The following is a 23,143-nucleotide window of genomic DNA, read 5'->3' on the forward strand; positions in this document are numbered from 1 at the left end:
TGTCCAGCGGTCGCGCCAGTTTCCCCTGCGCGCGCTACAATCGGCATCCCGACACAGCGGCCTGTATCCCATGACAGCACCCACTCACCTCGACGGCGCCCGCGTATTGGCCTGGGCCTGGTCCGACCTGCCGTTCGGCCACGTTACAGCCGACACTGGCGCCGCCCCAGTCGCCATCCACGGCCTGGCCGTGTGCCGCTACGGCGACGAGGCGCAAGTCTACCGTTTCAGCTGCGATGAGCACTGGGACACGGTGCAGGATGAGGTGTATGCCAGCGTGGACGAGGCCAGGGGGCAGTTGCCGGCGCAGTACCGCGCCGTGACCGCCGCCTGGCGTCCAGTCTAGCGCACCAATTTTGCCTTGCCTTCGCTGAGCGCCTGGGCAATCACCTGGCGCGTGGCCCTGTCGGCGATCTTGACGACTTTTTCCTGCTGTCGGCCCAGGTCGCCCATTTGCCTGCCCAGCGCGTCCATCGGCTTGCTGCGCTGCTCCATCTGGCGCGACATCTGCTCCACTTTCTCGGCCTCGCGCTCGTGCACATCGGCGATGCGGTCGTTGATTTCTTCCATGTCTTCCTGCGCATCTTCCATCTGCTGCTGCAAGCGTTCCACGTCGCGCTCGGCCGCGCGGTGCGCCGTGTCGCTCGTCGCCAGCGCCTGGCGGCGCGAGGCCTCACCGAGCTTGCGGCCCAGCTCCTGCTGCTGGCGGCCCAGCGCGCGCAGCTGTTCCGACTCGCGCGCGCTGCCGTTCGCCAGGCTGCGGGCGCCCATCTTGCGGCCCATTTCGCCCATGGCCTTGCCATGCGCATCCATTTGCTCGCCGAGCGCAGTCATCTCCTTGCCGATCTGTTTCGAAGGCTGCCATGCCGCGCGCACCTTGCCCAGCAAGGCAGCATCCTGCAGCACGTAGGCCTGCCCCTGGTCGCGGAACCACAGGAACGGCCCCTTGATCGAGCGCTTGAGCTTTTCCACCTGCTGCGAGTGAATATCGCTGTCGACGACGATGACGCCCTCGCTATCCCTGGCGCCATCGACCAGCGCATAGCTTTCGCCCTTGTCGAGCGAACGGCTGACCTGCACGCTGGGTGCGGCAGGCGCGGCAGGTGGCGCAGGCGGCTGCGGCGGCTGCACGGCCAGCGCGCTGCCGCCAAGCAAGATACCGGCCAAGATGAGGATCAAACGATAGGAAGTGGACATGGCTGCCTCGTCGCAAAAGTAGTGGAGCATTGACTGTAGCGGCGGATGGCTCACGGCTCCAGCCTGGTGCGACAGGCTGCAAAAAAACCTGCCTGGACGGCAGACACGGACGATGGATGGCACGCCGGGCAAAAAAAAACGGAGGCCGCAGCCTCCGCAAAAACGCCGTGGTACGGCGTAAATCAATGAATTAATACAGCACGACGGAGCGGATCGATTCGCCGCTCTTCATCAAGTCGAAGCCCTGGTTGATATCGTCCAGTTTCAAACGGTGCGTGATCAGGTCGTCGATATTGAGCTTGCCTTCCATATACCAGTCGACGATCTTCGGCACGTCCGTGCGACCCCGTGCGCCGCCGAAAGCGGAACCTTTCCATACGCGCCCCGTCACCAGTTGGAACGGACGGGTGGAGATTTCCTGGCCGGCTGCCGCCACGCCGATGATGATGGACTGGCCCCAGCCCTTGTGGCAGCACTCGAGCGACTGGCGCATGGTGGTGGTGTTGCCGATGCATTCGAACGAATAATCGGCGCCGCCGTCCGTCAGCTGCACGATGGTGTCGACCACGTTGTCCACCTCGTTGGCGTTGACGAAATGCGTCATGCCGAACTTGCGCGCGATGGCCTGGCGCGCCGGGTTGATGTCCACGCCGATGATCTTGTCGGCGCCGACCATCTTCGCTGCCTGGATCACGTTCAAGCCGATGCCGCCCAGGCCGAACACCACCACGTTCGCGCCCGCCTCGACCTTGGCCGTAAACAGCACGGCGCCCACGCCCGTCGTCACGCCGCAACCGATGTAGCAGACTTTATCGAAGGGCGCATCTTCGCGGATTTTCGCCAGGGCGATTTCCGGCACGACGATGTAATTGGAAAAGGTGGACGTGCCCATGTAGTGGAAGATGGGCTTGCCGTCGATGGAAAAGCGCGACGTCGCGTCCGGCATCAGGCCGCGGCCCTGGGTCGAGCGGATCGACTGGCACAGGTTCGTCTTTTGCGACAGGCAGAATTTGCACTGGCGGCATTCCGGCGTGTACAGGGGGATGACGTGGTCATCCTTTTTCAGGCTTTTCACGCCCGGGCCCACGTCGACGACAATGCCGGCGCCTTCATGGCCGAGGATGGACGGGAAGATGCCTTCCGGATCGGCGCCCGAGAGGGTGTAGTAATCGGTATGGCAAATTCCCGTGGCCTTGATCTCGACCAGTACCTCGCCCTCGCGCGGGCCGGCCAGGTCGACTTCCTCGATGGTCAAAGGCGCGCCCGCCTTCCATGCAATCGCTGCTTTGGTTTTCATGTGTGTCCTGTGGTGTGTGCTATGTATGGTTGAACCAGGCGCGCCAGCGCGCCGTATCGCCACATCATAACAAGGCGGCCAAGCGGGCGCGAGGGAAACACTTACTTGGTTTTCGCCCGATTCAAGAACGCACCGTGCAAGCCGTTCAGGGTTTCCTCGGCCAGCAGCAGCTGGCTGGCGATTTCATTGATCTTGCGGCGGCTGGAGCGGGCATGGTCGCGCAGTACTTCAAACGCCGTGTTGCGGTCCGTCTGGAACTTGCCCATCAGCAATCCGACGGCCAGGCTGGTTTCGCGCCCGGCGGCCAGCGCCGCGTTCAGGTTCAGCTCGGTGCGCCGCAGTTGGCGGATTTCATCGGCGCGCGCCAGGCCCGCTTCGAAGGCGGGCATCAAGCGGCCTTCATCGACAGGTTTCACCACGTAGCCGACGGCGCCGTAAGCAGCCGCCTGCTTGCCCGATTCGCTGTCGCCACTGCCGGACAGGAACATGAACGGCACGCCCGTCTCGCCATGCAGGCGCTTGGCCAATTCCAGACCGGACATGCCCGGCATGTGGATGTCGAGCAAGGCCAGGTCCGGCTCGCGCTGGGCGACCATTTGCAGCGCCACTTCGGCCGAATGGGCCAGGGCCGTCTCGTAGCCGGCATGGCGCAGGATTTCGCCGAGGAATTCCAACAGGAGCTGGTCATCGTCAACGATCAGGATAAGGCGTTTCGCGGCGGCTGGCTGACTCATGGGTAAAGGGACCTCGGTAATGAATGATGTTCTTATTATATGCCGATTAGTCGCCCAAATCAGCCTTCCATTCCCGTGCGCATGCCGCAAACAATTGATTGAATTGCTGCACTGCAATATCTATATCTTCCGCTTGATAGACGCTAGTGATGGCCGCCACCATGTCGGCGCCGCGCGCCACCAGCGGCGCGGCGTTTTCCGGCGTCATGCCGCCGATCACCACGCACGGCAAGACGATCTCGCGTTTGGCTTGCAACACGATATCGAGGGGCGTCGTCACCGGGTACTTTTTCACCAGCGACGGATAAAAGCCGCCGAAGGCCACGTAGCTGGCGCCGCCGGCCTCGGCCGTCCGTGCCAAGGCCATCTCGCCATAGCAGGAAGCGCCGACGATTTTGTCCTTGCCCAGGCGCGCGCGCGCCTGCGCCACGGAAGCGTCCGTGCCGCCCACATGCACGCCATCGGCGTCGAGCTCTTCGCACAGCTCGATAAAATCGTTGATGATGAAAGGCACGCCATACTTGCGGGCCAGCGCCAGCAAGGCGCCCGCCTGCTCGTGCCGTTGCTGCGCATCGGCGCTCTTGTGGCGGTATTGCAGCAGGGCCACGCCTTGCTGCAAGGCTTGCTCGCTCACGTCGAGCAGGCGGCCGGTGTCATCCCAGTTGGGGGTGACCAGGTACAGTCCACGCATGATGTTTTCCTTAGTCATTGAATCGTTGCGGTATCAGCTGACCTGGCGCAATCGCATACGCGCCGGCCAGGGCCGCATGGCAATAGGCTTGCGCCATATCCAGCGCATCTTGCATCGACACGCCTTGCGCCAGACGCGCCGCGATGGCGGAAGCCAGAGTGCAGCCGCTGCCGTGGAATTCGCCGGGAAGACGGGGCCAGCGCCACTCGCGCTCGCCGCCAGCGTCGTCAAAACAGCGGTTGATAATCGCCTCGCCTTCGCCATGCCCGCCCGTCACCAGCACGTTCTTGCAGCCTTGCGCCAGCAAGTGTTCTTCGCCGCCGAGGCCCAGCGCTTCCGGCCCGTTCGGCACGATCACGGTCGTCACCGGCAACAAGGGCGCCAGCGCCAACACGGCATCGTCCCGGCTGAGCACGTCGCCATGGCCGCTGGCCAGCACAGGGTCGAGAACGACAGGCAAGCCTGGGTGGGCCAGCCGCAATTGCGCGATCAGTTGCGCAATGACGGCCGCATTCGCGGCACTGCCGGGAATGCCGATTTTCACGGCGTGAATCGCCATCTTGGCTATCAGCGCCTGCGCCTGCCGGCGCAGCAATTCCGGCGCCACCGGTTCGACAGCAAACACGCGGTCGTTGTCCTGCACCGTCAGCGCCGTGATGACGGGCAAGGCATGCGCGCCCTGCGCCGCAATGGCCACAATATCGGCGGCCAGGCCAGCGCCACCCGACGGGTCGAGGCCGGCAAACACCAACACGGTGGGACGCCGTTGCATCATCACGCCAGGCGGCCCGCCATCGGCGACGACGGCGAGGCGGCAAATTTGCGCGGCATGCGCCCCGCCAGAAACGCTACACGCCCGGCCCGCACGGCCAGCTTCATCGCATGCGCCATGCGCACGGGGTCGCGCGCGCCGGCAATCGCCGTGTTCATCAGCACGCCATCGCAGCCGAGTTCCATGGCAATGGCCGCGTCCGACGCCGTGCCCACGCCAGCATCGACGAGCACCGGCACTTTCGCCTGGGCTATGATCAGCGACAAATTCCACGGATTCAAGATGCCCATGCCCGAGCCGATCAGGGATGCCAACGGCATGACGGCCACGCAACCGATGTCTTCCAAAATCTTCGCCTGGATGGGGTCGTCGCTGCAGTAGACCATCACGTCAAAACCATCCTTGACCAGCGCTTCGGCCGCAATCAGGGTTTCCGGCATGTGCGGGAACAGGGTCTTTTCGTCGCCCAGCACTTCGAGTTTGACCAGATTGCGTCCACCCAAGAGCTCGCGCGCCAGTTGCAGCGTGTAGACGGCGTCCTTCGCGTTGTAGCAGCCGGCCGTGTTGGGCAAAATCGTGTACTGGTCCGGCGGCACGAAGTCGAGCAGGCTGGGCGCGTTCGGGTCCTGGCCGATATTGACGCGGCGTATCGCCACCGTGATGATTTGCGCCTCGGCCGCGTCCGTCGCTTCGCGCGTCTGCGGCAAATCCTTGTACTTGCCGCTGCCCACCAGCAGGCGCGATTGATATTGCTTGCCTGCGATGGTCAGCAGGTCGTCGTTGTTATTACTTGTCATTGCTTTTTCCTTAGTCTAGCCGCCGCCGATGGCGCGGACTATTTCCACTTGGTCTTGCGTCTGCAAGACCTGTCCCGGCCACGCCTTGCGCGGCACGACGTTGCGGTTGACGGCCAGCGCCAGCGCCTGGTTTTCCAGCGACAGCGCGGCGATCAGTTGGTCCAGGGTTTGCCCCGGCGGCACCTGATGCGGCGCGCCGTTGAGCGTGATGGATATCAATGCAGGCATCACGCTCTCCTTCAGACCTTGCGATACAGCTCGGCACCGTTCTTGATGAACTCGATGGCCTTGATTTCCATGCCCTGCTTGAGCGCCTTGTCTTCCGCGATGCCCATGCCGGCCGCATATTCGCGCACTTCCTGCGTGATCTTCATCGAGCAGAAGTGCGGGCCGCACATGGAGCAGAAATGCGCCACCTTGGCCGAATCCTTGGGCAGGGTTTCATCGTGGAATTCACGCGCCTTGTCCGGGTCCAGGCCGATATTGAACTGGTCGTCCCAGCGGAATTCAAAGCGGGCTTTCGACAAGGCGTTGTCGCGGATTTGCGCGCCCGGATGGCCTTTCGCCAGGTCGGCCGCATGCGCCGCAATCTTGTAGGTGATGATGCCGTCCTTGACGTCGGCCTTGTTGGGCAGGCCCAGGTGTTCCTTCGGCGTCACATAGCACAGCATGGCCGTGCCATACCAGCCGATCATGGCCGCGCCGATGCCGGACGTGATGTGGTCGTAGCCGGGCGCGATATCGGTCGTCAACGGTCCCAGCGTGTAGAACGGCGCCTCGCCGCACTGCTCCAGCTGCAAGTCCATGTTTTCCTTGATCAATTGCATGGGCACGTGGCCCGGGCCTTCGATCATCACTTGCACGTCGTGCTTCCAGGCGACTTGCGTCAGCTCACCCAGGGTTTTCAGTTCGCCCAGCTGCGCCTCGTCGTTGGCATCGTAGATGGAACCGGGGCGCAAGCCGTCGCCCAGAGAGAACGAGACGTCATACGCCTTCATGATTTCGCAAATGTCTTCGAAATGCGTGTACAGGAACGATTCCTGGTGATGCGCCAGGCACCACTTCGCCATGATGGAGCCGCCGCGCGAGACGATGCCCGTCAAGCGCTTGGCCGTCATCGGCACGTAGCGCAGCAGCACGCCAGCATGGATGGTGAAGTAATCGACGCCCTGCTCGGCCTGCTCGATCAGGGTGTCGCGGAAGATTTCCCACGTCAGGTCTTCGGCCTTGCCATTGACCTTTTCCAGCGCCTGGTAAATCGGCACGGTACCGATGGGCACGGGGCTGTTGCGCACGATCCATTCGCGCGTTTCGTGGATATGCTTGCCGGTGGACAAGTCCATGACATTGTCGCCGCCCCAGCGGATGGCCCATGTCATTTTTTCCACTTCCTCGCCGATCGACGAGGTGACGGCAGAATTGCCGATGTTCGCATTGATTTTCACCAAGAAATTGCGGCCGATAATCATCGGTTCCACTTCCGGGTGGTTGATGTTGGCGGGGATGATGGCGCGGCCGCGGGCGATTTCCTCGCGCACGAATTCCGGCGTGATTTCGGCCGGGATGCTGGCGCCGAACGACTGGCCCGGGTGCTGGCGGCCCATCAGGTCGGCCAGGCGCTCGCCCATGGGGCCGGAAGCCTTGAGCTCGCGCAAATATTCCTGGCGACGCATGTTTTCGCGGATGGCGACGAATTCCATTTCCGGCGTGATGATGCCCTGGCGGGCGTAATGCATTTGCGTGACGTTCTTGCCGGCAATGGCGCGGCGCGGCTTGCGGTGCAAGTTGAAACGCAGCTCGGCCAGCTTCGGGTCCGCCAGGCGGGCGATGCCGTAGTCAGAGGTGGGACCGGGCAATTCTTCCGTGTCGGCACGTTCGACTATCCATGGCAGGCGCGGCGTATCGAGGCCCGAGCGGATGTCGATGTTCACGTCCGGGTCCGTGTAGGGGCCGGAGGTGTCGTACACGTAGATCGGTGGATTCTTTTCGCCGCCGAACGACGCTTCCGTGTCGGACTGGCTGATCTCGCGCATGGGCACGCGGATGTCGGGGCGGCTGCCTTGCACGTAAATCTTGCGTGAATTGGGCAGCGGCGCGATGGCGGCTTCGTCGACCGTGGCGGTGGCGGAGAGGAATTTCGGGTTGGCGTTCATTTTGGCTCCTTGGCTAGACTTGCAGCTAGACTATTTATAGCCTGGAGCCAGCTAAGGAGGTTCGGAATTGCGCACGCGGAAAGGCGGGGTGCGTTCATCCTAAAGCTTCCCTTCGCTGGCATTATCCAGATCAGGTTCGGAGGGTATTTCTCACCCGCGCTTGCACTGTGTTTCCACAGCGAAAGGCAGGACCCCTAGCGTTTGCCGCCTTGCGGCAGCGAGCCAATTATACGCGGTTCGTGCCGCGTGGCCAGATGATTTCTTGCTTTGTCGTCTATGTGCATCTGCTGCAATGCAGCAGATGCCAGCACGCTTATTTCTTCTTGCCCCAGCGCCAGCCGGTCGGTTCGCCCTTCAGCTGGCAGATAAAAATGAGCGCGGCAACGATGACCACTTCATAGACGATGTAGCCGACGAGCATGGTTTGCGGCGGGAACAGGAAGGCGCCGCAGGCGAACAGCGCCAGCGCGGCCAGGAACACCAGCCAGCCCTGCCAGGTGATGGGCAAGCCCCAGCCCCAGCCATAGGTCTTGGCGGGGAACCAGTATTGCGGTGGTGATTTGTCAGCCATGATGCTTTCCTTGTGGATGTGGATAGCAGCAAGTATAAATCAGGCGATACGCAAGCGCTCCGTGACATCGAGGCCGATGCCGCGGTAGCCGATGAAGCGGCTGCCATTGTCGAACATCGGTTCGCCGCTGACCTGCAGGTACTGCGTGCTGCCGTCGAGGTTGGCGCGGCTGTAGATAAAATCGAGAAACGGTTCGCGTGCGGCAATCTTGGCGTCGAGCAGCGCTCGTTCGGCGGCGTTCCAGCGCTGCGGCTCTTCTTCGCTGCCGATGCCCAGCATTTCAGCCACGGGGCCGGAAAAGCGCGTCAGGTTACCCTGCGCATCCTGTTCCCAGTACCAGTCGGACGACAGTTCCGTGAAGCGCTGGAAGCGCGCTTCGCTTTCGCGCAACTCCGCCGTGCGCTCTTCCACCATCTGTTCCAGCGACTTATTGTATTCGGCCAGCTTCTGGTACAGCAAACGCACTTCCAGCATGTTGTGGATGCGCGTTTTCACCTCCACCAGGTCGAAGGGCTTGCTGACGAAGTCCTTGGCGCCGGCTTGCAGCGCGCGCAGCTTGTGGCCGGGCTGGGCAGTGATCACCAGCACGGGCAGATAGCTGCCCGCCTCGATATCGCGCAAGCCTTCCATGACTTCGAAGCCATCCATTTCCGGCATCTGCAAGTCGAGCAGGATCAGGTCGTAGCGGTGCTGCTGGTGCAGCGCGCGCACGGCTTGCGGGTCCATGGTGGAAGTGATGCGCGTGTAGCCGGCGTTGCGCAGCACCTGTTCGAGCAGCATGACGTTGGCCTCCTGGTCGTCAACGATGAGGATGCTGGCGTTCAGGATCTCGGTGGCTTGAAGCATGGCGGTGTTCCTAAAAATAAGTGCTGAATTAGCGTACTGCGTGAATGTCGTCGGCCAGGCCGTGCGCGGCCGCATGGTGCAGGGCCACGTCGAGCGCATCCATGAATTCGACGACCTTGATCGGCTTGGTCAGGTAACGGAAGAAGCCCGCTTCCAGGCCTTTCTCGATGTCGCGCGGCACGGCGTTGGCCGACAGGGCCATCACGGGAATGTGGCTGGTGAGCGGGTCGTCGTGCAGGATGTGCAGCGCGCCATAGCCGCTGATGCCAGGTAGGTTGATATCCATCAAGATCACGTCCGGCTGATACGTGCGCGCCAGGTCGATGCCCAGGTGCGCATCGATGGCCGTCAGCAGCTTCAAATCGCTGCGGCGGGCGATCAATTGCTCGACCAGCGCCAGGTTGGCGGGATTGTCTTCCACATACAGCAAGGTGCGCTGGATTTCCTGATTTTCCTGCACCACAGGCAAGACTTCGCCCTCCTCCAGGTGCAGCTCAGGCGCGCGCGATGCCTTGAATTCCACCCAGAAGGTGGTACCCAGGCCCACCGTGCTGTCGACGCCGATGGTGCCGCCCATCAGTTCGACCAACTGCTTGGTGACGACCAGGCCGATGCCCGTGCCCTCTTCCGTGCTGCTTTCCTGGCCCAGGCGGTTGAAAGGCTGGAACAGCTGACTCATCTGTTCGGCATTCAGGCCGGCGCCACTATCGGTGACGCTGGTGCGCACTTTGTCGCCGCGCTGGCGGCAATCGACTTTCACGCTGCCGCCGCTCTGGTTGTACTTGATGGCGTTCGACAGCAGATTGATCATCACCTGTTTGACGCGCGTACGGTCGGCATGCACATAGAAAGCCTGGCCGCAACGGGGGAAATGCATGCTGATGCCGCGCTTTTCCGCCTGCGGCGCGATCATCGCCTGACAATCCTGCAGCACGTCGAGCAAGGACATCGCCTCTTCCGACATGGTGACCTTGCCCGACTCGATCATGGCCAGGTCGAGGATTTCATTGATCAGACGCAAAAGATACCAGCCGCCCTTGAGGATCTGGTCGATCGAGCGCTGCTGCGGCAAGCTCGGCGCCGGCGTCTCGGAGGCCATCAGCTGCGCAAAGCCCAGCACGGCGTTCAAGGGCGTGCGCAATTCATGGCTCATGCTCGACAGGAACTCGGACTTGGCCAGGTTCGCCTTTTCCGCCGCCTGGCGGGCCTTTTCCATTTCAATATTCGTGTCTTGCAAGGCCAGTTCGAACTGCTTGCGTTCCGTCACGTCGCGGGCGGCGGCAAACACGCCCTGCAGCTTGCGGTCGCGGTCATGGAAAGTCGAGGCGTTGTACGACACCACCGTCTGCTTGCCGTCGCGCGCCAGGGCTGTCAGTTCGTAATTCGTCAATTTTCCTTCGCGCAAGACGCGCGCGATGGCTTCCTCGGCCCGTTCCGGCTCCGTAAAGTAATTCTTGCACGGTGCGCCGATCAATTCGTCGCGCGTGCAGCCCGTCAGCGCTTCCATCTGCTGGTTGACGTCGCTGATGATGCCGCGCGGGTCCGTCGTCATCAGGGCGTCGATATTCGATTCGATCAGCGAGCGCGTGTAGAACTGCTGCTCGCGCAAGCGCTGGTCCAGCTGCGCCTGTTCCGCCTCGACCTGCTTGCGCGCCGTGTTGTCGGTGCCGATCAGCAAGTAACCGATGACCTTGCTCTGCGCGTCGCGCAAGGCCGTCACGGAGACGATGGCGGGGAAGCGGCTGCCATCCTTGCGGATATACGTCAATTCGTAGATGTCTTCGATGCCGCGCGTGGCCTTGAACACCAGCGCTTCCACGCCTGGCGTGATGACCGTGTCGAGTTCAGCACTGAGGGCAGCGGCGCGCGCGATGATTTCTTGCGCATCGGAAATACCGGCCGGCGTCAGCTTGTCGACCACGTCGCTCGCTTCATAGCCGAGCATGCGTTCGGCGCCCACGTTGAAAATCTGGATCACGCCCTGTGCATCGGTGGCGATGCACGAGAAATTGGCGCTATTGAAAATCGCATCCTGCAAGGCGCCCGCCTTGAGCAACTGGCGCGGCAGGCTGGCCGACACCGTGCGCCGGTACAGCGCCACGAGCAGCATCAGCAACAGGAATACCAGCGCATCAATGGCGCAGGCCGTCTCGAACGGCGCGCGCCAGGCCAGCACGCCGACGGCCAGCAGCACGACGGCGCTGAAGGAAAACGCCAGCGCCATGGGCCAGCGCGACGGTGCGCGCGGGGGGATGTTTTCAACAGATTGCATGAGGTAGCCTGGGCTGTGACAACGATAAGAGGGAAATGCAGTGATCAGGAACCTTGGCGCTGGCGCACGTCCGACAGCAGGCGCGTGAATTCCTTTTTGACCACGCCATAGCATTCGCACACATGGCCTTCGAGGCCGGCGCGGTCCAGCACGGAGATATGGCCGCGCCGGTAACTGATGAAGCCACGCGCCTGCAAGCGCCCGGCCGCTTCCGTCACGCCTTCGCGGCGCACGCCCAGCATGTTGGCGATGAGTTCCTGCGTCATGGTCAGCTCGCGGTTCGGCAGGCGGTCCATGGTCAGCAGCAGCCAGCGGCACAGCTGCTGCTCCACCGTATGGTGGCGGTTGCACACGGCCGTCTGCGACATTTGCGTGATCAAGGCTTGCGTATAGCGCAGCAGCAAGCGCATGACGGGGCCGGCGCGGTCGAATTCTTCCATCAGCAGATGGGCCTTCAGCCGGTAGCCGACGCCGCCCGTCTGCACGACGGCGCGGCTGGGCGTCGAGTTGCCGCCCATGAACAGCGACACGCCCACGACGCCTTCATTGCCGACGCCGGCAATTTCCGACGAGCCGCCGTTTTCCAGCAGGTAGTGAATGGAAACGATGGCCGTGGTGGGAAAATACACATGCGGCAGCTTGTCGCCCGAATCGTAGATCACATCCCCCAGCAGCATGGACACTTGCTCCAGGTGGGGGGCCAGGCGCGCGAAATCGGCGTCAAGCATGGCGGCGAGCAAATGGTTTTGATTTGGGTTGTGCAGCTGGGCATACGGACTCGACATGGGCAGTTTTCCTGGTTTCCAGTCGTCAGCTAGGGGGATCAATGAAAGGCGTCCGAACGAAGGGCACTCTAATAGTGCAGCGTAACACAGCGCTGCCACAGTGCCCCGACTATATTTCTTGGCGGCATCGCCGTCCGTTCGCCAGCGCACGGACGGTCAGGTACCTCGCGCCCTACAGTCAGTCACTGTCAGGGCTGCCGTATCACGGATCGGCGCCGGCACTGCTACCGGATGCCACCATGCAATCATTCTTCAAACGTATCTCCATTTCCATTTCCACCTCCGCCCTGATCACCCTGGCGGTCGGGCTGTGCCTGACAGCCCTGTGCTACGCCTCGGCGCGCCAGATCGAGTCGGAGAGTACCCGATTGCTGCTGCAGTACCACGCCAGCGGTCACACGCTGCGCGCCGCCCTGCTGCCGGCCAACGGCATGAGCCTGGACGCCAACCATCGCGGCTCGCTGTACGTGCTGCTGGGCGGACTACTGTCGAGCCTGCTGGCAACGGCGTATGTGTTTCAGCTGGTGTCACGCAATTCCGTGATTGCCCGCATCACGGGGGAGCGCACGGCGGCGCTGCAGTTTGCCAACTTGCGCCTGTCCGAAGACATCGCCGCGCGCATGCACAATGAAAAGTCGCTGCGTTTGCGCGAACGCATCATCGAAGTGTCGGCCAATGCCGTCATCCTGTGCAGCGCCGATGCGCCGGGCTACCTGATCGAATACGTCAACCCCGCCTTCGAACGCATCACCGGCTATGCGGCCGGCGAAGTCATTGGCCAGCGCCTGGAAGACTTGCAGGGTCCCGAACAGGGGCGGCAAGACATGCATGAGATTACAGCCGCCCTGCGCGAACAGCGCGAAGGCAAGGCCATCGTGCGCAATTTCCGCAAGGATGGCAGCTGCTATTGGAGCGAGCTGTTCGTCGCGCCCATGCGCGACGATGGCGATGGCCCCGTCAGCCACTTTGTCGTAGCGCAATACGACATCAGCACCGTCATGCGCTTCGAACAGGAACTGGAATTCCAGGCCAGGCACGATATCCTCACAGGCCTGGCCAACCGGGCACTACTGCGCGAACGGCTGGAGCAGGCGATGGCCGTGACGCGGCGCAGCGGCCTGCCCCTGTGGGTGGTGTTCATCGACCTCGACCGCTTTAAATTCGTCAACGATACCCTGGGCCACGATGCGGGCGACCTTGTGCTGAAAAACGTGGCCGAGCGCCTGCGCAACGCCACGCGCGAAGTCGACACGGTGGCGCGCCTGGGCGGCGACGAATTCGTGCTGCTGCTGCCCCAGCATGGCAATGGAGAACCGGGCGCCGCCATGCTGCAACGCATCCAGGACGCCGTGGCGCAGCCGCTGCAATTGGGCGAATATGAATTCTTTCTCAGCTGTTGCATGGGCGTGGCCGTGTATCCAGATGATGGCCAGAATGCCGACACCTTGATCAAGCATGCCGACATCGCCATGTACCGCGCCAAGGAACAAGGACGGGGCCACTGGCAATTCTATGCCTCGAGCATGAATGCGGGCACCCTGGAGCGGCTGGGACTGGAAAGCGAGTTGCGCCACGCCCTGGAGCGCGGACAGTTCCACCTCGAATACCAGCCCCAGCTGGATCTGGCCAGCGGCGCGGTGGTGGGCATGGAAGCGCTGCTGCGCTGGAACCATCCGCAACTGGGGCGCATTCCGCCTGCCAGCTTTATCGGCCTGGCCGAGGAAATGGGCTTGATCATCGCCATCGGCGACTGGGTCCTGCGCACGGCGTGCGCCCAGGCGCACGCCTGGCAACTGGCCGGCCATGGCCCGCTGCGCCTGGCCGTCAACTTGTCGGCGCGGCAATTCAAGCAAAGGAATCTGCTGTACGCGGTGGCGCAGGCGCTGGCCGAGACAGGCCTCGACGCCGCCCATCTGGAACTGGAATTGACGGAAAGCATGGTCATGCATAACGTGGAGCAAGCCACGGCCATCATGAGCAAGCTGAAGGGACTGGGCGTGCAACTGTCCATCGACGACTTCGGCACCGGCTATTCCAGCCTGGCGTACCTGCGCCACTTCCCCATCGACGTGCTGAAAATCGACAAGACCTTCGTCAGCGATATCACACACAGCGACGACGACGCGGCCATCGTGCGCGCCATCATTTCGCTGGCGCACAGCCTGCGCCTGAAAGTGATCGCCGAAGGCGTGGAAACGGCGCAGCAACTGGCCTTCCTGCGCCAGCACGGCTGCGACCAGATGCAGGGCTATCTGTTCAGCCGACCGCTGACCGCGCCCGCCTTCGAAGAACTGTTACAGCAGAGAAAAATGCTGCCCGCTTAAAACGCGTGGCGCAAGCCGATGTTCAGCGCGCGGTTGCCGCTGCCCACTTCCGTCGCATTGCCCACCATGTAGGCGGCGTCGTTGCGGTTGCGGATATGCGCGTAGGCAAGATACACCATGCTGCGCTTGGACAAGGCAAATGTGGCGCCGATGGCCAGCTGCTGCGCATCGCGGTTGGCAGCGTCGCGGTCATCCTTGTGGATGAACGAGGCCAGCAAGGTGGTCGCGCCGAGCGGCACGGAGACGCCGACGATGGCGTCGCGGCTGTCGCTCGACTGGGCCGGCGCCTGTGCCGCGCCATACGGGTTTTCCGCAAAGAACATGGTGCTGCCATCGCCCGTGTTGCGGCCATAGCCGGCAAACGCGGTGGCCACGCCGAAGTTGTAGTTGCCCGCCAAAATGGTGTTGTTGACGTCGGCCTTGCCGACTTCGCCGCCACGGCTCTGGCGCGCCAGGCGCAGGGTCAATGGACCGTTGACATAGCCGAGGGCCAGGCCCAGCGAACGTTGATCTGCCGCCATCCCCGTGTGTTCGCCAGCACCATACATGACGGTGCCCGTCACGCCGCGCCATTCCGGCGAGGTATAACGCACGGTATTGTCGATGCGCGTGGCCGAATAGCCGGCCAGGTTGGTCGACGCACCGGCCATGCCGCCCTCGAACGGGTCGGCCACGTCCGTCAGTGCCTGGCTTTGCAGGTTGTACTGGCGCCCCACGGTCAGCATGCCCAGCGGACTGTCGATGCCGACAAAGGCCTGGCGGCCGAACAACTGGCCTGCCTGGTCGGAGCGGCCCGTGTCGCTCAGCACACCCGCTTCCAGGGTGAACACGGCTTGCAAGCCGTTACCCAGCGATTCCGTGCCGCGCAAACCGAGGCGCGAACCGGCCGACACGCCGCTGGTGAGTTTGCTGACGCCGCCTTCCTGCACCAGGCCCGCATCCATCAAGCCATACAGGGTGACTGAAGACGGGCCGACGGACGACTGGGCGTGGGCGGCAGGCAAGGCGCCCAGGGTGCTGGCAAGGCCGGCAAAGATGGCGATTTTTTTCATGATGATTTCCTTGTAAAAGCGAAACCAGGAAAGCGGCGGCCACGGCAAGGCCACAGGCGGCAAGGCGCCATGCGGGGTATGCCGTGTCAAAAGACGACGCGCCGGACAAAATATCCTGGCTAAGCTGTGGCGGCAGCGGCGTGCAATGACGAGCCGCTTTGATTCCGCCGTGAATGGTGCACCGCTGGCGGTGCGCGTGGCTCAGGCGCCCGGCCCGCAGGGGACGCACTGAAAGTGGCTGGCATCGCAGATGCGCTGGCCTTGAGACGCGGACGGGTGTTGGAGTGAAACGTTGATGCCACCGCGTCTGCTGGCGCCGTCCGCAAGGATGAGGCAGTAGGCGCCGAGGCCCGCATTATAACATCGGCAGCGCACTTATCCCCGTTCTGTTGCGGGAAAACGGCCCGCAAAGCCGCCAAAACACTGAAAAAGGCCTGTTGCCACGCTGCAGGCGATGCCGTGTCATCTATAATGGTTCCTTTTGCCAATCACACGCCAAATCATGGAATTAGCCAAGTCTTTCGAGCCCGCCGACATTGAACAATTCTGGCGCACCGAGTGGGAACAGCGCGGTTACTTTACCGCCACCCTCGATGCCGGAAAACCTTCCTTCAGCATCCAGTTGCCGCCGCCGAACGTCACCGGCACCCTGCACATGGGCCATGCGTTCAACCAGACCATCATGGATGGCCTGACCCGCTACCACCGCATGCTGGGCCACAACACGGCCTGGATTCCCGGCACCGACCACGCGGGCATCGCCACGCAAATCGTCGTGCAACGCCAGCTGGACGCGCAAAAGATTTCGCGCCATGACCTGGGCCGCGAGAAGTTCGTGGAAAAAGTGTGGGAATGGAAAGAAAAATCCGGTTCCATCATCACCGGCCAGATGCGCCGCCTGGGCGCTTCGGCCGACTGGCAGCGCGAATACTTCACCATGGATGAGCCGCGCTCGAAAGTCGTCACCGACGTCTTCGTGCGCCTGTTCGAACAAGGCCTGATCTACCGCGGCAAGCGCCTCGTCAACTGGGACCCCGTGCTGGGCACGGCGGTCTCGGACCTGGAAGTGGTGTCCGAGGAAGAAGACGGTTCCATGTGGTACATCAAGTACCCGCTGGCCGACGGCAGCGGTTTCCTGACGGTGGCCACCACGCGTCCTGAAACCATGCTGGGCGACGTGGCCGTGGCCGTCGATCCGACGGACGAGCGCTACCTGCCACTGGTGGGCAAGATGCTGAAACTGCCATTGACCGACCGCGAAATCCCCATCATCGCCGACGAATACGTCGACAAGGAATTCGGCACCGGCTGCGTGAAGATTACCCCGGCGCACGACATGAACGATTACGCCGTGGGCCAGCGCCACAAACTGGCGCAGATCGTCATTCTGACCCTGGACGCGAAGATCACCGACGACGCACCTGAAGCATACCGCGGCATGGACCGCTTCGCCGCGCGCAAGCAGATCGTCGCCGACCTCGATGCGCAAGGCTTGCTGGAACAGGTCAAGCCGCACAAACTGATGGTGCCGCGCGGCGACCGCACGGGCGTCGTCATCGAGCCGATGCTGACGGACCAGTGGTTTGTCGCCATGAGCAAGCCGGCCCCGGAAGGCACTTTCTTCCCCGGCAAATCGATCGCCGAAACGGCGCTGGACAAGGTCGCCAATGGCGAAATCAAGTTCGTGCCGGAAAACTGGAGCACCACCTACAACCAGTGGCTCAACAACATCCAGGACTGGTGCATCTCGCGCCAGCTGTGGTGGGGCCATCAAATCCCGGCGTGGTACGACGATGCAGGCAATATCTTCGTTGCCAAGACCGAAGGCGAGGCACAAGCCAAGGCACAGGCGGCCGGCAGCACGGGCCCGTTGAAGCGCGACGACGACGTACTCGACACGTGGTTCTCGTCGGCCCTGGTGCCGTTCTCGACCATGGGTTGGCCGGAAGAAACGCCAGACATGAAGGCGTTCCTGCCGTCGTCCGTGCTGGTGACGGGTTTCGACATCATCTTCTTCTGGGTCGCGCGCATGGTCATGATGACGGCGCATTTTACGGGCAAGGTGCCGTTTGAAACCGTCTACGTGCACGGCCTGGTGCGCGATTCGACGGGGCAGAAAATGTCCAAGTCGAAAGGCAATACGCTCGATCCGATCGACCTGATCGACGGCATCGACCTGGAAGGCTTGATCATCAAGCGCACCACGGGCCTGATGAATCCGCGCGACGCAGAAAAGATCACCAAGGCAACCCGCAAGGAATTCCCGGACGGCATTTCGGCCTACGGCACGGACGCCGTGCGCTTCACCATGGCCAGCTATGCCTCGCTGGGCCGCAACATCAATTTCGACCTGGGCCGCTGCGAAGGCTACCGCAACTTCTGCAACAAGATGTGGAATGCCACGCGTTTCGTCATGATGAATACGGAAGGCAAGGATTGCACAGCCAATGACGCCGACCTGTCGCAAGCCGATAAATGGATCATCTCGCTGCTGCAAAAGGCCGAACTGGACGTGGCCAAGGGCTTTGAAGACTTCCGTTTCGACAATATCGCCGCCACCATCTACAAGTTCGTCTGGGACGAGTATTGCGACTGGTACCTGGAAGTAGCCAAGGTGCAAGTCCAGCAAGGCACGGAAGGCCAGCAACGCGCCACCCGTCACACCCTGCTGCGCGTGCTGGAAGTCGTGCTGCGCCTGGCCCATCCGATCATTCCATTCGTCACGGAAGCCCTGTGGCAAAGCGTTGCGCCGCTGGCCGGCAAGCTGCCGAAAGCCGAAGGCGAGCCCAAGGGCGTGTCCATCATGATGCAGCCGTACCCGATCGCCAACACCGACAAGATCGACGAGTCGGCCGAAGCGTGGATGCAGCAGCTGAAAGCCTTGACGGATGCCACGCGCAACCTGCGCGGCGAAATGCAAATTTCCCCATCCGTGCGCGTGCCGCTGATCGTCGAAGCGGGCAATGCCACGGAAAAGGCCGCGCTGGCGTCGTACGCACCGTACATCCAGTCGCTGGGCAAACTGGCCGAGGTGCAGATCGTCGATACGCTGCCGGACTCGCCTGCGGCCGTCGCCATCGTCGGCACCACCAAGCTGATGCTGAAAGTGGAAATCGACGTGGCCGCCGAACGCGAGCGCCTGGGCAAGGAAATCGCCCGCATCGAAGCGGAAATTGCCAAAGTAAATAGTAAATTAGGCAATGAAAGCTTCGTCGCGCGCGCCCCTGCCGCCATCGTTGCGCAAGAAAACGAGCGTTTGCTCAGTTTTTCGGCCACAATTGAAAAATTGCGCGAACAGTTTGCTAAACTAGCCAGCGCATAAGGCAAGTTTGGCAGGATTGCGCGGCGTCATCCGTGACGCCGCGCAGGATAGCTGGTCTTGCCTTGGTATATAAACTGTTCGTGACCCGATCAAAAAAAACCATTGGAGACTGGCAATGCATACAATATTCAAAGCAAGCGTCACAGCAAGCATCATGGTGGCCGCCCTGGCCATCGCCGGCAGCGCCACCGCGCGCGACGGCAACTACACCCCCGTGGGCACATGGAAAACCATCGATGACGCCAGCGGCAAGCCGAAATCACTCATCGTCATCACGGAAAACAACGGCGTCTTGCAAGGCAAGATCGACAAGCTGTTCCGTGGCCCGAATGAAGATCAAAATCCCAAGTGCGACAAGTGCACGGGCGCCAACAAGGACCAGCCCATCATCGGCCTGGTGATCCTGTCCGGCCTGAAATATGACGGCAAGGAATGGACGGGCGGCGAAATCACGGACCCGGCCAATGGCAAGACCTACAAGAGCAAGGCCGAACTGATTGAAGGCGGCACCAAGCTGCAAGTGCGCGGCTATGTCGGCGTGCCGATGTTTGGCCGCTCGCAGACATGGGTGCGCGAAGAATAATCGCAGCCGCCCCCGTAACCGAAGCCGGCCCAGCGCCGGCTTTTTTTTACGCCCCTGCCCCGTACTCGTGTTGTTTTTCCAGCTCGAATCCGCTTGTATTTTGGCCTGTATCAAGGTGGCTGAACGCTATGCGCGCCAACGCACATACCGGCAGTCCCCGCCGTGAAATAGTACATGCCAATGACGCCCTCTCTCTGTAGCGAAGGGCGGCATGGCTCTGCCAGATGACCTCATCCGCAGATGCCCGGCAGTGACTGCCATGCACAAAGGAACGCAAATGAACCTCTTCAAACGATATCTGAACCCGCTGCTCGTCGCGGCAGGTTTGCTGGCCATGGCCGCCCTGGCCGGCTGCGGCGGCGGCGACCAGGGACGCGATCCCATCCTCGGCTTGCCGGCTGCCACCCTGTCCAGCCTGACCGTTACACCCGCCACGGCCACGATCGCCATCGGTGCCGGCCAGCAATTTACAGCCATCGCCACGTATAGCGACGGTTCCGCACAAGATGTCAGCGCCAAGGCAAGCTGGACGTCGGCCACGCCGGCCAATGCCACCGTCAACGCCAGCAGCGGCGTTGCCGCTGGCGTGGCTGCCGGCGGCAGCAGCATCAGCGCCGCGTTCGGCGGCAAGAGTGCAGCGGCACAGTTGACTGTCTCGCCCGCCACCTTGACGGCGATTGCCATCGCGCCGCTCACGCCATCCATCGCCATCGGCGCAACGCAGCAATTCACGGTGAGCGGCAGCTTCAGCGACGGCACCACGCGCGACGTCACGGCCGTCTCGGCCTTTGCCTCGGCCAATCCCGCCACGGCCAGCATCGCCGCCGGCGGTCTGGCGCTGGGCAAGGTTGCCGGCACGACGCAGATCACGGCCACCACGGGTACGCTCACGGCCAGCACGGTATTGACCGTCTCGCCAGCGACCTTGCTGTCCATCGCCGTCACGCCGCAAAACCCGATCATCCTTGTCGCCGCGACGCGTCAGCTGGCCGTCATTGCCACGTACTCGGATGGCAGCATGGTCGACGTCACGACCGGCAGCAGCTTCGTTTCCGTCACGCCCGCCTCGGCCACCGTCGCCAGCGGCGGCCTGGTCACCGGCATTGCCTTTGGTAGCAGCGTCATGAATGCCAGCTTCAACGGCAAGACGGCCAGCACCACCGTCACCGTGCCTGCCGCCACCCTGGTCAGCATCGCCGTCACGCCCGCTACCGCCAGCATCGCTGTCGGTGCCCAGCAGCAATTCATTGCCACGGCAACGTATTCGGATAGCTCGAACGCCATCATCACCGGCGGCGCCGCCTGGAGCTCGGGTACCGTTGCCAACGCCAGCGTGCTGAACACGGGCGTCGCCACCGGCATCGCCGTCGGTACCAGCAACATCACGGCCACGGCCGGCGGCCAGTCGGGCAGCGCGCTGCTGACTGTCACGGCTGTCGCCATCCCGCCCGTCCTGAACCCGATCATTCTGGGCCGCGCGGCGCCGTTCGGCGTACTGGCCGGCACCTCGATCACGAATAATTCGGGCGGCACCACCCTGATCACGGGCGACGTCGGTGCACCGTCGCAAACGGTCGACCCGACCCAGGCGGCCGGCTTTACCAACTACAAATCGGGCGCCATCCTGGCCGGCGCCATGACGGACCTGCAAGCGGCGATCACGGACGGCAATAGCCGCACCTGCGACGTCAGCTTTGCCGGCGGCATCGACCTCGGTGGCCAGACCTTCGGCCCCGGCGTGTATTGCTATGCGGGCGCCATCAGCATCACGGGCACGCTGACTTTGAACGGTCCCGGCGTGTACATCTTCCGCACGGCGCTGACCCTGGATTCGACCGTCAATTCGGTCGTTGCCCTGAACAATGGCGCCACGGCCGACAACGTCAGCTGGCTGCCCGTCGGCCCCACCACCCTGGCCGCGAACAGCGTCTTCAAGGGCAATATCCTGGGCCAGTCTGCCGCCATCACGGTAGGCGACAACACGACCCTGCTCAATGGCCGCGTGCTGACGGCTGCCGCCGTTACCCTGCGCAACAACAAGATCACCAAATAATCGGGACATGACCATGACTATTGCACACACACTGGGCGCCCTGAGCGTGATGACCGGCGCCCTGCTGGCAGCGCAAGCGGCGCAGGCGCAGGACAACACCTTCATCAACCCGGACTGGGCCAACAGCGCCTGGTACCTCGGTGCGGGCGTGGGCCAGTCGCGCGCCACCATCGACGAGCCGCGTCTGCGCGCCAGCCTGGCCGCCAACGGTGAAACCGTCACCGGTTTCACCAAGGACCAGCGCGACACGGGCTATAAGCTGTTTGTCGGCCGGCAACTGAACCAGTATTTCGCCGTGGAAGGCGGCTACTTTGACCTGGGCAAGTTCGATTTCAAGTCGACCACCAGCGGCAACGGCGTACTCAACGGACAAGCGGCCTTTCGCGGCGTGAACCTGGACTTGCTGGGCCAGCTTCCGCTGTCGCAGCGACTGTCCTTGCTGGGGCGTGTCGGCATGCACTACACCAAGACCAACACGGAATTCAGCGGCAACCGCCTGCTGGGCTCGACAAACACGCATGCCAGCGAGCGCAAGCTCAACGCCAAGCTGGGTCTGGGCCTGGAATACAAGTTCAGCGAAGCGCTGGCCTTGCGCGGCGAAGTCGAGCGTTATCGCTTGAACGACGCCGTGGGCAACCGCGGCGATGCGGACCTGTATTCCGTCAGCCTCGTGTACAAGCTGGGCCGCCCGGCCAGCGCCACGCCAGCCTACCAGCCGGCGCCCGAAGTCGCCCCTGTCGTCGCCATGCCGGCGCCGGTGATCGTGGCCGCACCGGCACCTGTCCCCGTGGCAGAAAAGGTGTCGTTTGCTTCGGAAGCATTGTTTGATTTCGATCAATCAACGCTCAAGCCACAAGGCAAGGCGGCGCTGGACCAGCTACTCGGTCAATTGACCGGCATGGACCTGGAAGTCATCGTCACGGTCGGTCATACGGATGCCGTCGGTTCCGATGCCTATAACCAGAAGCTGTCGCAGCGCCGCGCCGAAGCCGTCAAGGCGTACCTGGTGGCGCAAGGCGTGGAAACGAGCCGCGTCTACACGGAAGGCAAGGGAGAAACGCAGCCCGTGGCCGACAACACGAGTGCCGCCGGCCGCGCCAAGAACCGCCGCGTGACGGTGGAAGTGGTGGGCACGAGAAAAGTCATGCGCTAACTTTCATGCGCACGTAAAAAAACCGGCTTGCGCCGGTTTTTTTTCGTCCACAGATTATTGCGCTGGCGCCGGCTTGCGGTGATGCTTGCTCAAATGCCTATCGAGGCTGTTGGCGAACTGCTGCCGGTCGGACTGGCTGAAGGCGGCCGGGCCGCCCGTATCGACGCCGCCGCTGCGCAATTCTTCCATGAAGGCGCGCATCGTCAGTTGCTGGGCAATATTATCCTTCGTATAAAACTCGCCGCGCGGATTCAAGGCATAACCGCCCTTGGTCAAGACATCGGCGGCCAGCGGAATATCGCCCGTGATGACGAGGTCACCGGGATTGAGCAGCCGCACGATTTCCTGGTCGGCCACGTCGGCGCCGGATGGCACTTGCACGGTGCGGATGAAACGCGACGGCGGCACGCGCAAGCCCTGGTTGGCCACCAGGGTGAGCGACAATTCCAGGCGGTCGGCTACGCGGTACAGGATTTCCTTGATGACCACGGGACAGGCATCGGCGTCGATCCAGATTTGCATGCCGGGCGGCTGTCCGCCC

Annotated in this window: 20 protein-coding genes and 1 riboswitch; of the genes, 6 read left to right on the forward strand and 14 right to left on the reverse strand. The window is 62.7% G+C overall.

The genetic code is table 11. From position 1 onward, the window contains the following. Positions 1-70 precede the first annotated feature (70 nt). The gene (locus tag ACQ4WL_RS17115; protein ID WP_436510814.1) at positions 71-346 is read left to right on the forward strand and encodes a hypothetical protein; all 276 of its coding nucleotides are present in this window, start codon (positions 71-73) and stop codon (positions 344-346) included. Here the strand turns inward: ACQ4WL_RS17115 and ACQ4WL_RS17120 are convergent. From ACQ4WL_RS17120 to ACQ4WL_RS17175, 12 genes are all read right to left on the reverse strand, one after another. After that, positions 343-1,197 carry a hypothetical protein gene (locus ACQ4WL_RS17120; RefSeq protein ID WP_436510815.1) on the reverse strand — a complete coding sequence of 285 codons (855 nt, stop codon included), beginning with the start codon at positions 1,195-1,197 and terminating at the stop codon, positions 343-345. The two genes, ACQ4WL_RS17115 and ACQ4WL_RS17120, sit on opposite strands and share 4 nt — an antisense overlap. Before the next feature lie 190 nt (positions 1,198-1,387). Further along, a complete protein-coding gene (locus tag ACQ4WL_RS17125; RefSeq protein ID WP_102120082.1) occupies positions 1,388-2,494 on the reverse strand; it encodes an S-(hydroxymethyl)glutathione dehydrogenase/class III alcohol dehydrogenase in 1,107 nt (368 codons plus the stop codon). A 101-nt stretch (positions 2,495-2,595) separates the two neighbouring features. Beyond that, positions 2,596-3,228, reverse strand: a complete 633-nt coding sequence (locus tag ACQ4WL_RS17130) for an ANTAR domain-containing response regulator (RefSeq protein WP_436510816.1) — start codon at positions 3,226-3,228, stop codon at positions 2,596-2,598. Between the two features lie 46 nt (positions 3,229-3,274). Further along, positions 3,275-3,919 (reverse strand): thiamine phosphate synthase, encoded by a 645-nt coding sequence (thiE, locus tag ACQ4WL_RS17135; RefSeq protein WP_436510817.1) that lies wholly within the window; start codon positions 3,917-3,919, stop codon positions 3,275-3,277. Positions 3,920-3,929: 10 nt separating this feature from the next. Beyond that, positions 3,930-4,694, reverse strand: a complete 765-nt coding sequence (thiD, locus tag ACQ4WL_RS17140; protein ID WP_436510916.1) for a bifunctional hydroxymethylpyrimidine kinase/phosphomethylpyrimidine kinase — start codon at positions 4,692-4,694, stop codon at positions 3,930-3,932. Further along, positions 4,694-5,488 carry a thiazole synthase gene (locus ACQ4WL_RS17145; RefSeq protein WP_436510818.1) on the reverse strand — a complete coding sequence of 265 codons (795 nt, stop codon included), beginning with the start codon at positions 5,486-5,488 and terminating at the stop codon, positions 4,694-4,696. The genes thiD and ACQ4WL_RS17145 overlap by 1 nt, the downstream gene beginning before the upstream one ends. A gap of 15 nt (positions 5,489-5,503) precedes the next feature. Next, positions 5,504-5,707, reverse strand: coding sequence for a sulfur carrier protein ThiS (gene thiS, locus ACQ4WL_RS17150; RefSeq protein ID WP_070222852.1), 204 nt, complete (start codon positions 5,705-5,707; stop codon positions 5,504-5,506). Between the two features lie 20 nt (positions 5,708-5,727). Beyond that, a complete protein-coding gene (gene thiC, locus ACQ4WL_RS17155) occupies positions 5,728-7,641 on the reverse strand; it encodes a phosphomethylpyrimidine synthase ThiC (RefSeq protein ID WP_436510819.1) in 1,914 nt (637 codons plus the stop codon). Positions 7,642-7,731: 90 nt separating this feature from the next. Then, a riboswitch (TPP riboswitch) is annotated at positions 7,732-7,847 on the reverse strand. Positions 7,848-7,954: 107 nt separating this feature from the next. Further along, positions 7,955-8,212 carry a hypothetical protein gene (locus ACQ4WL_RS17160; protein WP_436510820.1) on the reverse strand — a complete coding sequence of 86 codons (258 nt, stop codon included), beginning with the start codon at positions 8,210-8,212 and terminating at the stop codon, positions 7,955-7,957. Between the two features lie 39 nt (positions 8,213-8,251). Beyond that, positions 8,252-9,058: a response regulator gene (locus ACQ4WL_RS17165; protein WP_436510821.1), complete on the reverse strand. Its 807-nt coding sequence runs from the start codon at positions 9,056-9,058 to the stop codon at positions 8,252-8,254. A gap of 28 nt (positions 9,059-9,086) precedes the next feature. Further along, complete coding sequence (locus ACQ4WL_RS17170) at positions 9,087-11,330, reverse strand: PAS domain S-box protein (protein ID WP_436510822.1); 2,244 nt, start codon at positions 11,328-11,330, stop codon at positions 9,087-9,089. Positions 11,331-11,374: 44 nt separating this feature from the next. Then, positions 11,375-12,115 (reverse strand): Crp/Fnr family transcriptional regulator, encoded by a 741-nt coding sequence (locus ACQ4WL_RS17175; protein ID WP_436510823.1) that lies wholly within the window; start codon positions 12,113-12,115, stop codon positions 11,375-11,377. Between the two features lie 239 nt (positions 12,116-12,354). On the opposite strand from ACQ4WL_RS17175, the gene ACQ4WL_RS17180 reads away from it, so the two are divergent. Beyond that, positions 12,355-14,439 carry a putative bifunctional diguanylate cyclase/phosphodiesterase gene (locus ACQ4WL_RS17180; protein ID WP_436510824.1) on the forward strand — a complete coding sequence of 695 codons (2,085 nt, stop codon included), beginning with the start codon at positions 12,355-12,357 and terminating at the stop codon, positions 14,437-14,439. Here ACQ4WL_RS17180 and ACQ4WL_RS17185 read toward each other — a convergent pair. Next, complete coding sequence (locus ACQ4WL_RS17185) at positions 14,436-15,491, reverse strand: porin (RefSeq protein ID WP_436510825.1); 1,056 nt, start codon at positions 15,489-15,491, stop codon at positions 14,436-14,438. The two genes, ACQ4WL_RS17180 and ACQ4WL_RS17185, sit on opposite strands and share 4 nt — an antisense overlap. A gap of 502 nt (positions 15,492-15,993) precedes the next feature. On the opposite strand from ACQ4WL_RS17185, the gene ACQ4WL_RS17190 reads away from it, so the two are divergent. From ACQ4WL_RS17190 to ACQ4WL_RS17205, 4 genes are all read left to right on the forward strand, one after another. Further along, positions 15,994-18,813 carry a valine--tRNA ligase gene (locus ACQ4WL_RS17190; RefSeq protein ID WP_436510826.1) on the forward strand — a complete coding sequence of 940 codons (2,820 nt, stop codon included), beginning with the start codon at positions 15,994-15,996 and terminating at the stop codon, positions 18,811-18,813. Positions 18,814-18,928: 115 nt separating this feature from the next. Continuing rightward, positions 18,929-19,396: a DUF2147 domain-containing protein gene (locus tag ACQ4WL_RS17195; protein WP_436510827.1), complete on the forward strand. Its 468-nt coding sequence runs from the start codon at positions 18,929-18,931 to the stop codon at positions 19,394-19,396. A 277-nt stretch (positions 19,397-19,673) separates the two neighbouring features. Next, a complete protein-coding gene (locus ACQ4WL_RS17200) occupies positions 19,674-21,449 on the forward strand; it encodes an ice-binding family protein (RefSeq protein ID WP_436510828.1) in 1,776 nt (591 codons plus the stop codon). A gap of 13 nt (positions 21,450-21,462) precedes the next feature. Continuing rightward, entirely contained in the window at positions 21,463-22,602 is a 1,140-nt protein-coding gene (locus ACQ4WL_RS17205; RefSeq protein ID WP_436510829.1) for an OmpA family protein, read from the forward strand. A gap of 54 nt (positions 22,603-22,656) precedes the next feature. Here ACQ4WL_RS17205 and ACQ4WL_RS17210 read toward each other — a convergent pair whose 3' ends face one another. Continuing rightward, on the reverse strand, positions 22,657-23,124 hold the full coding sequence (locus tag ACQ4WL_RS17210) for a YaiI/YqxD family protein (RefSeq protein WP_436510917.1): 468 nt from the start codon (positions 23,122-23,124) through the stop codon (positions 22,657-22,659). Positions 23,125-23,143 lie beyond the last annotated feature (19 nt).

The sequence above is a fragment of the Janthinobacterium kochi genome, from assembly GCF_051380715.1.
Taxonomy (GTDB): domain Bacteria; phylum Pseudomonadota; class Gammaproteobacteria; order Burkholderiales; family Burkholderiaceae_D; genus Janthinobacterium.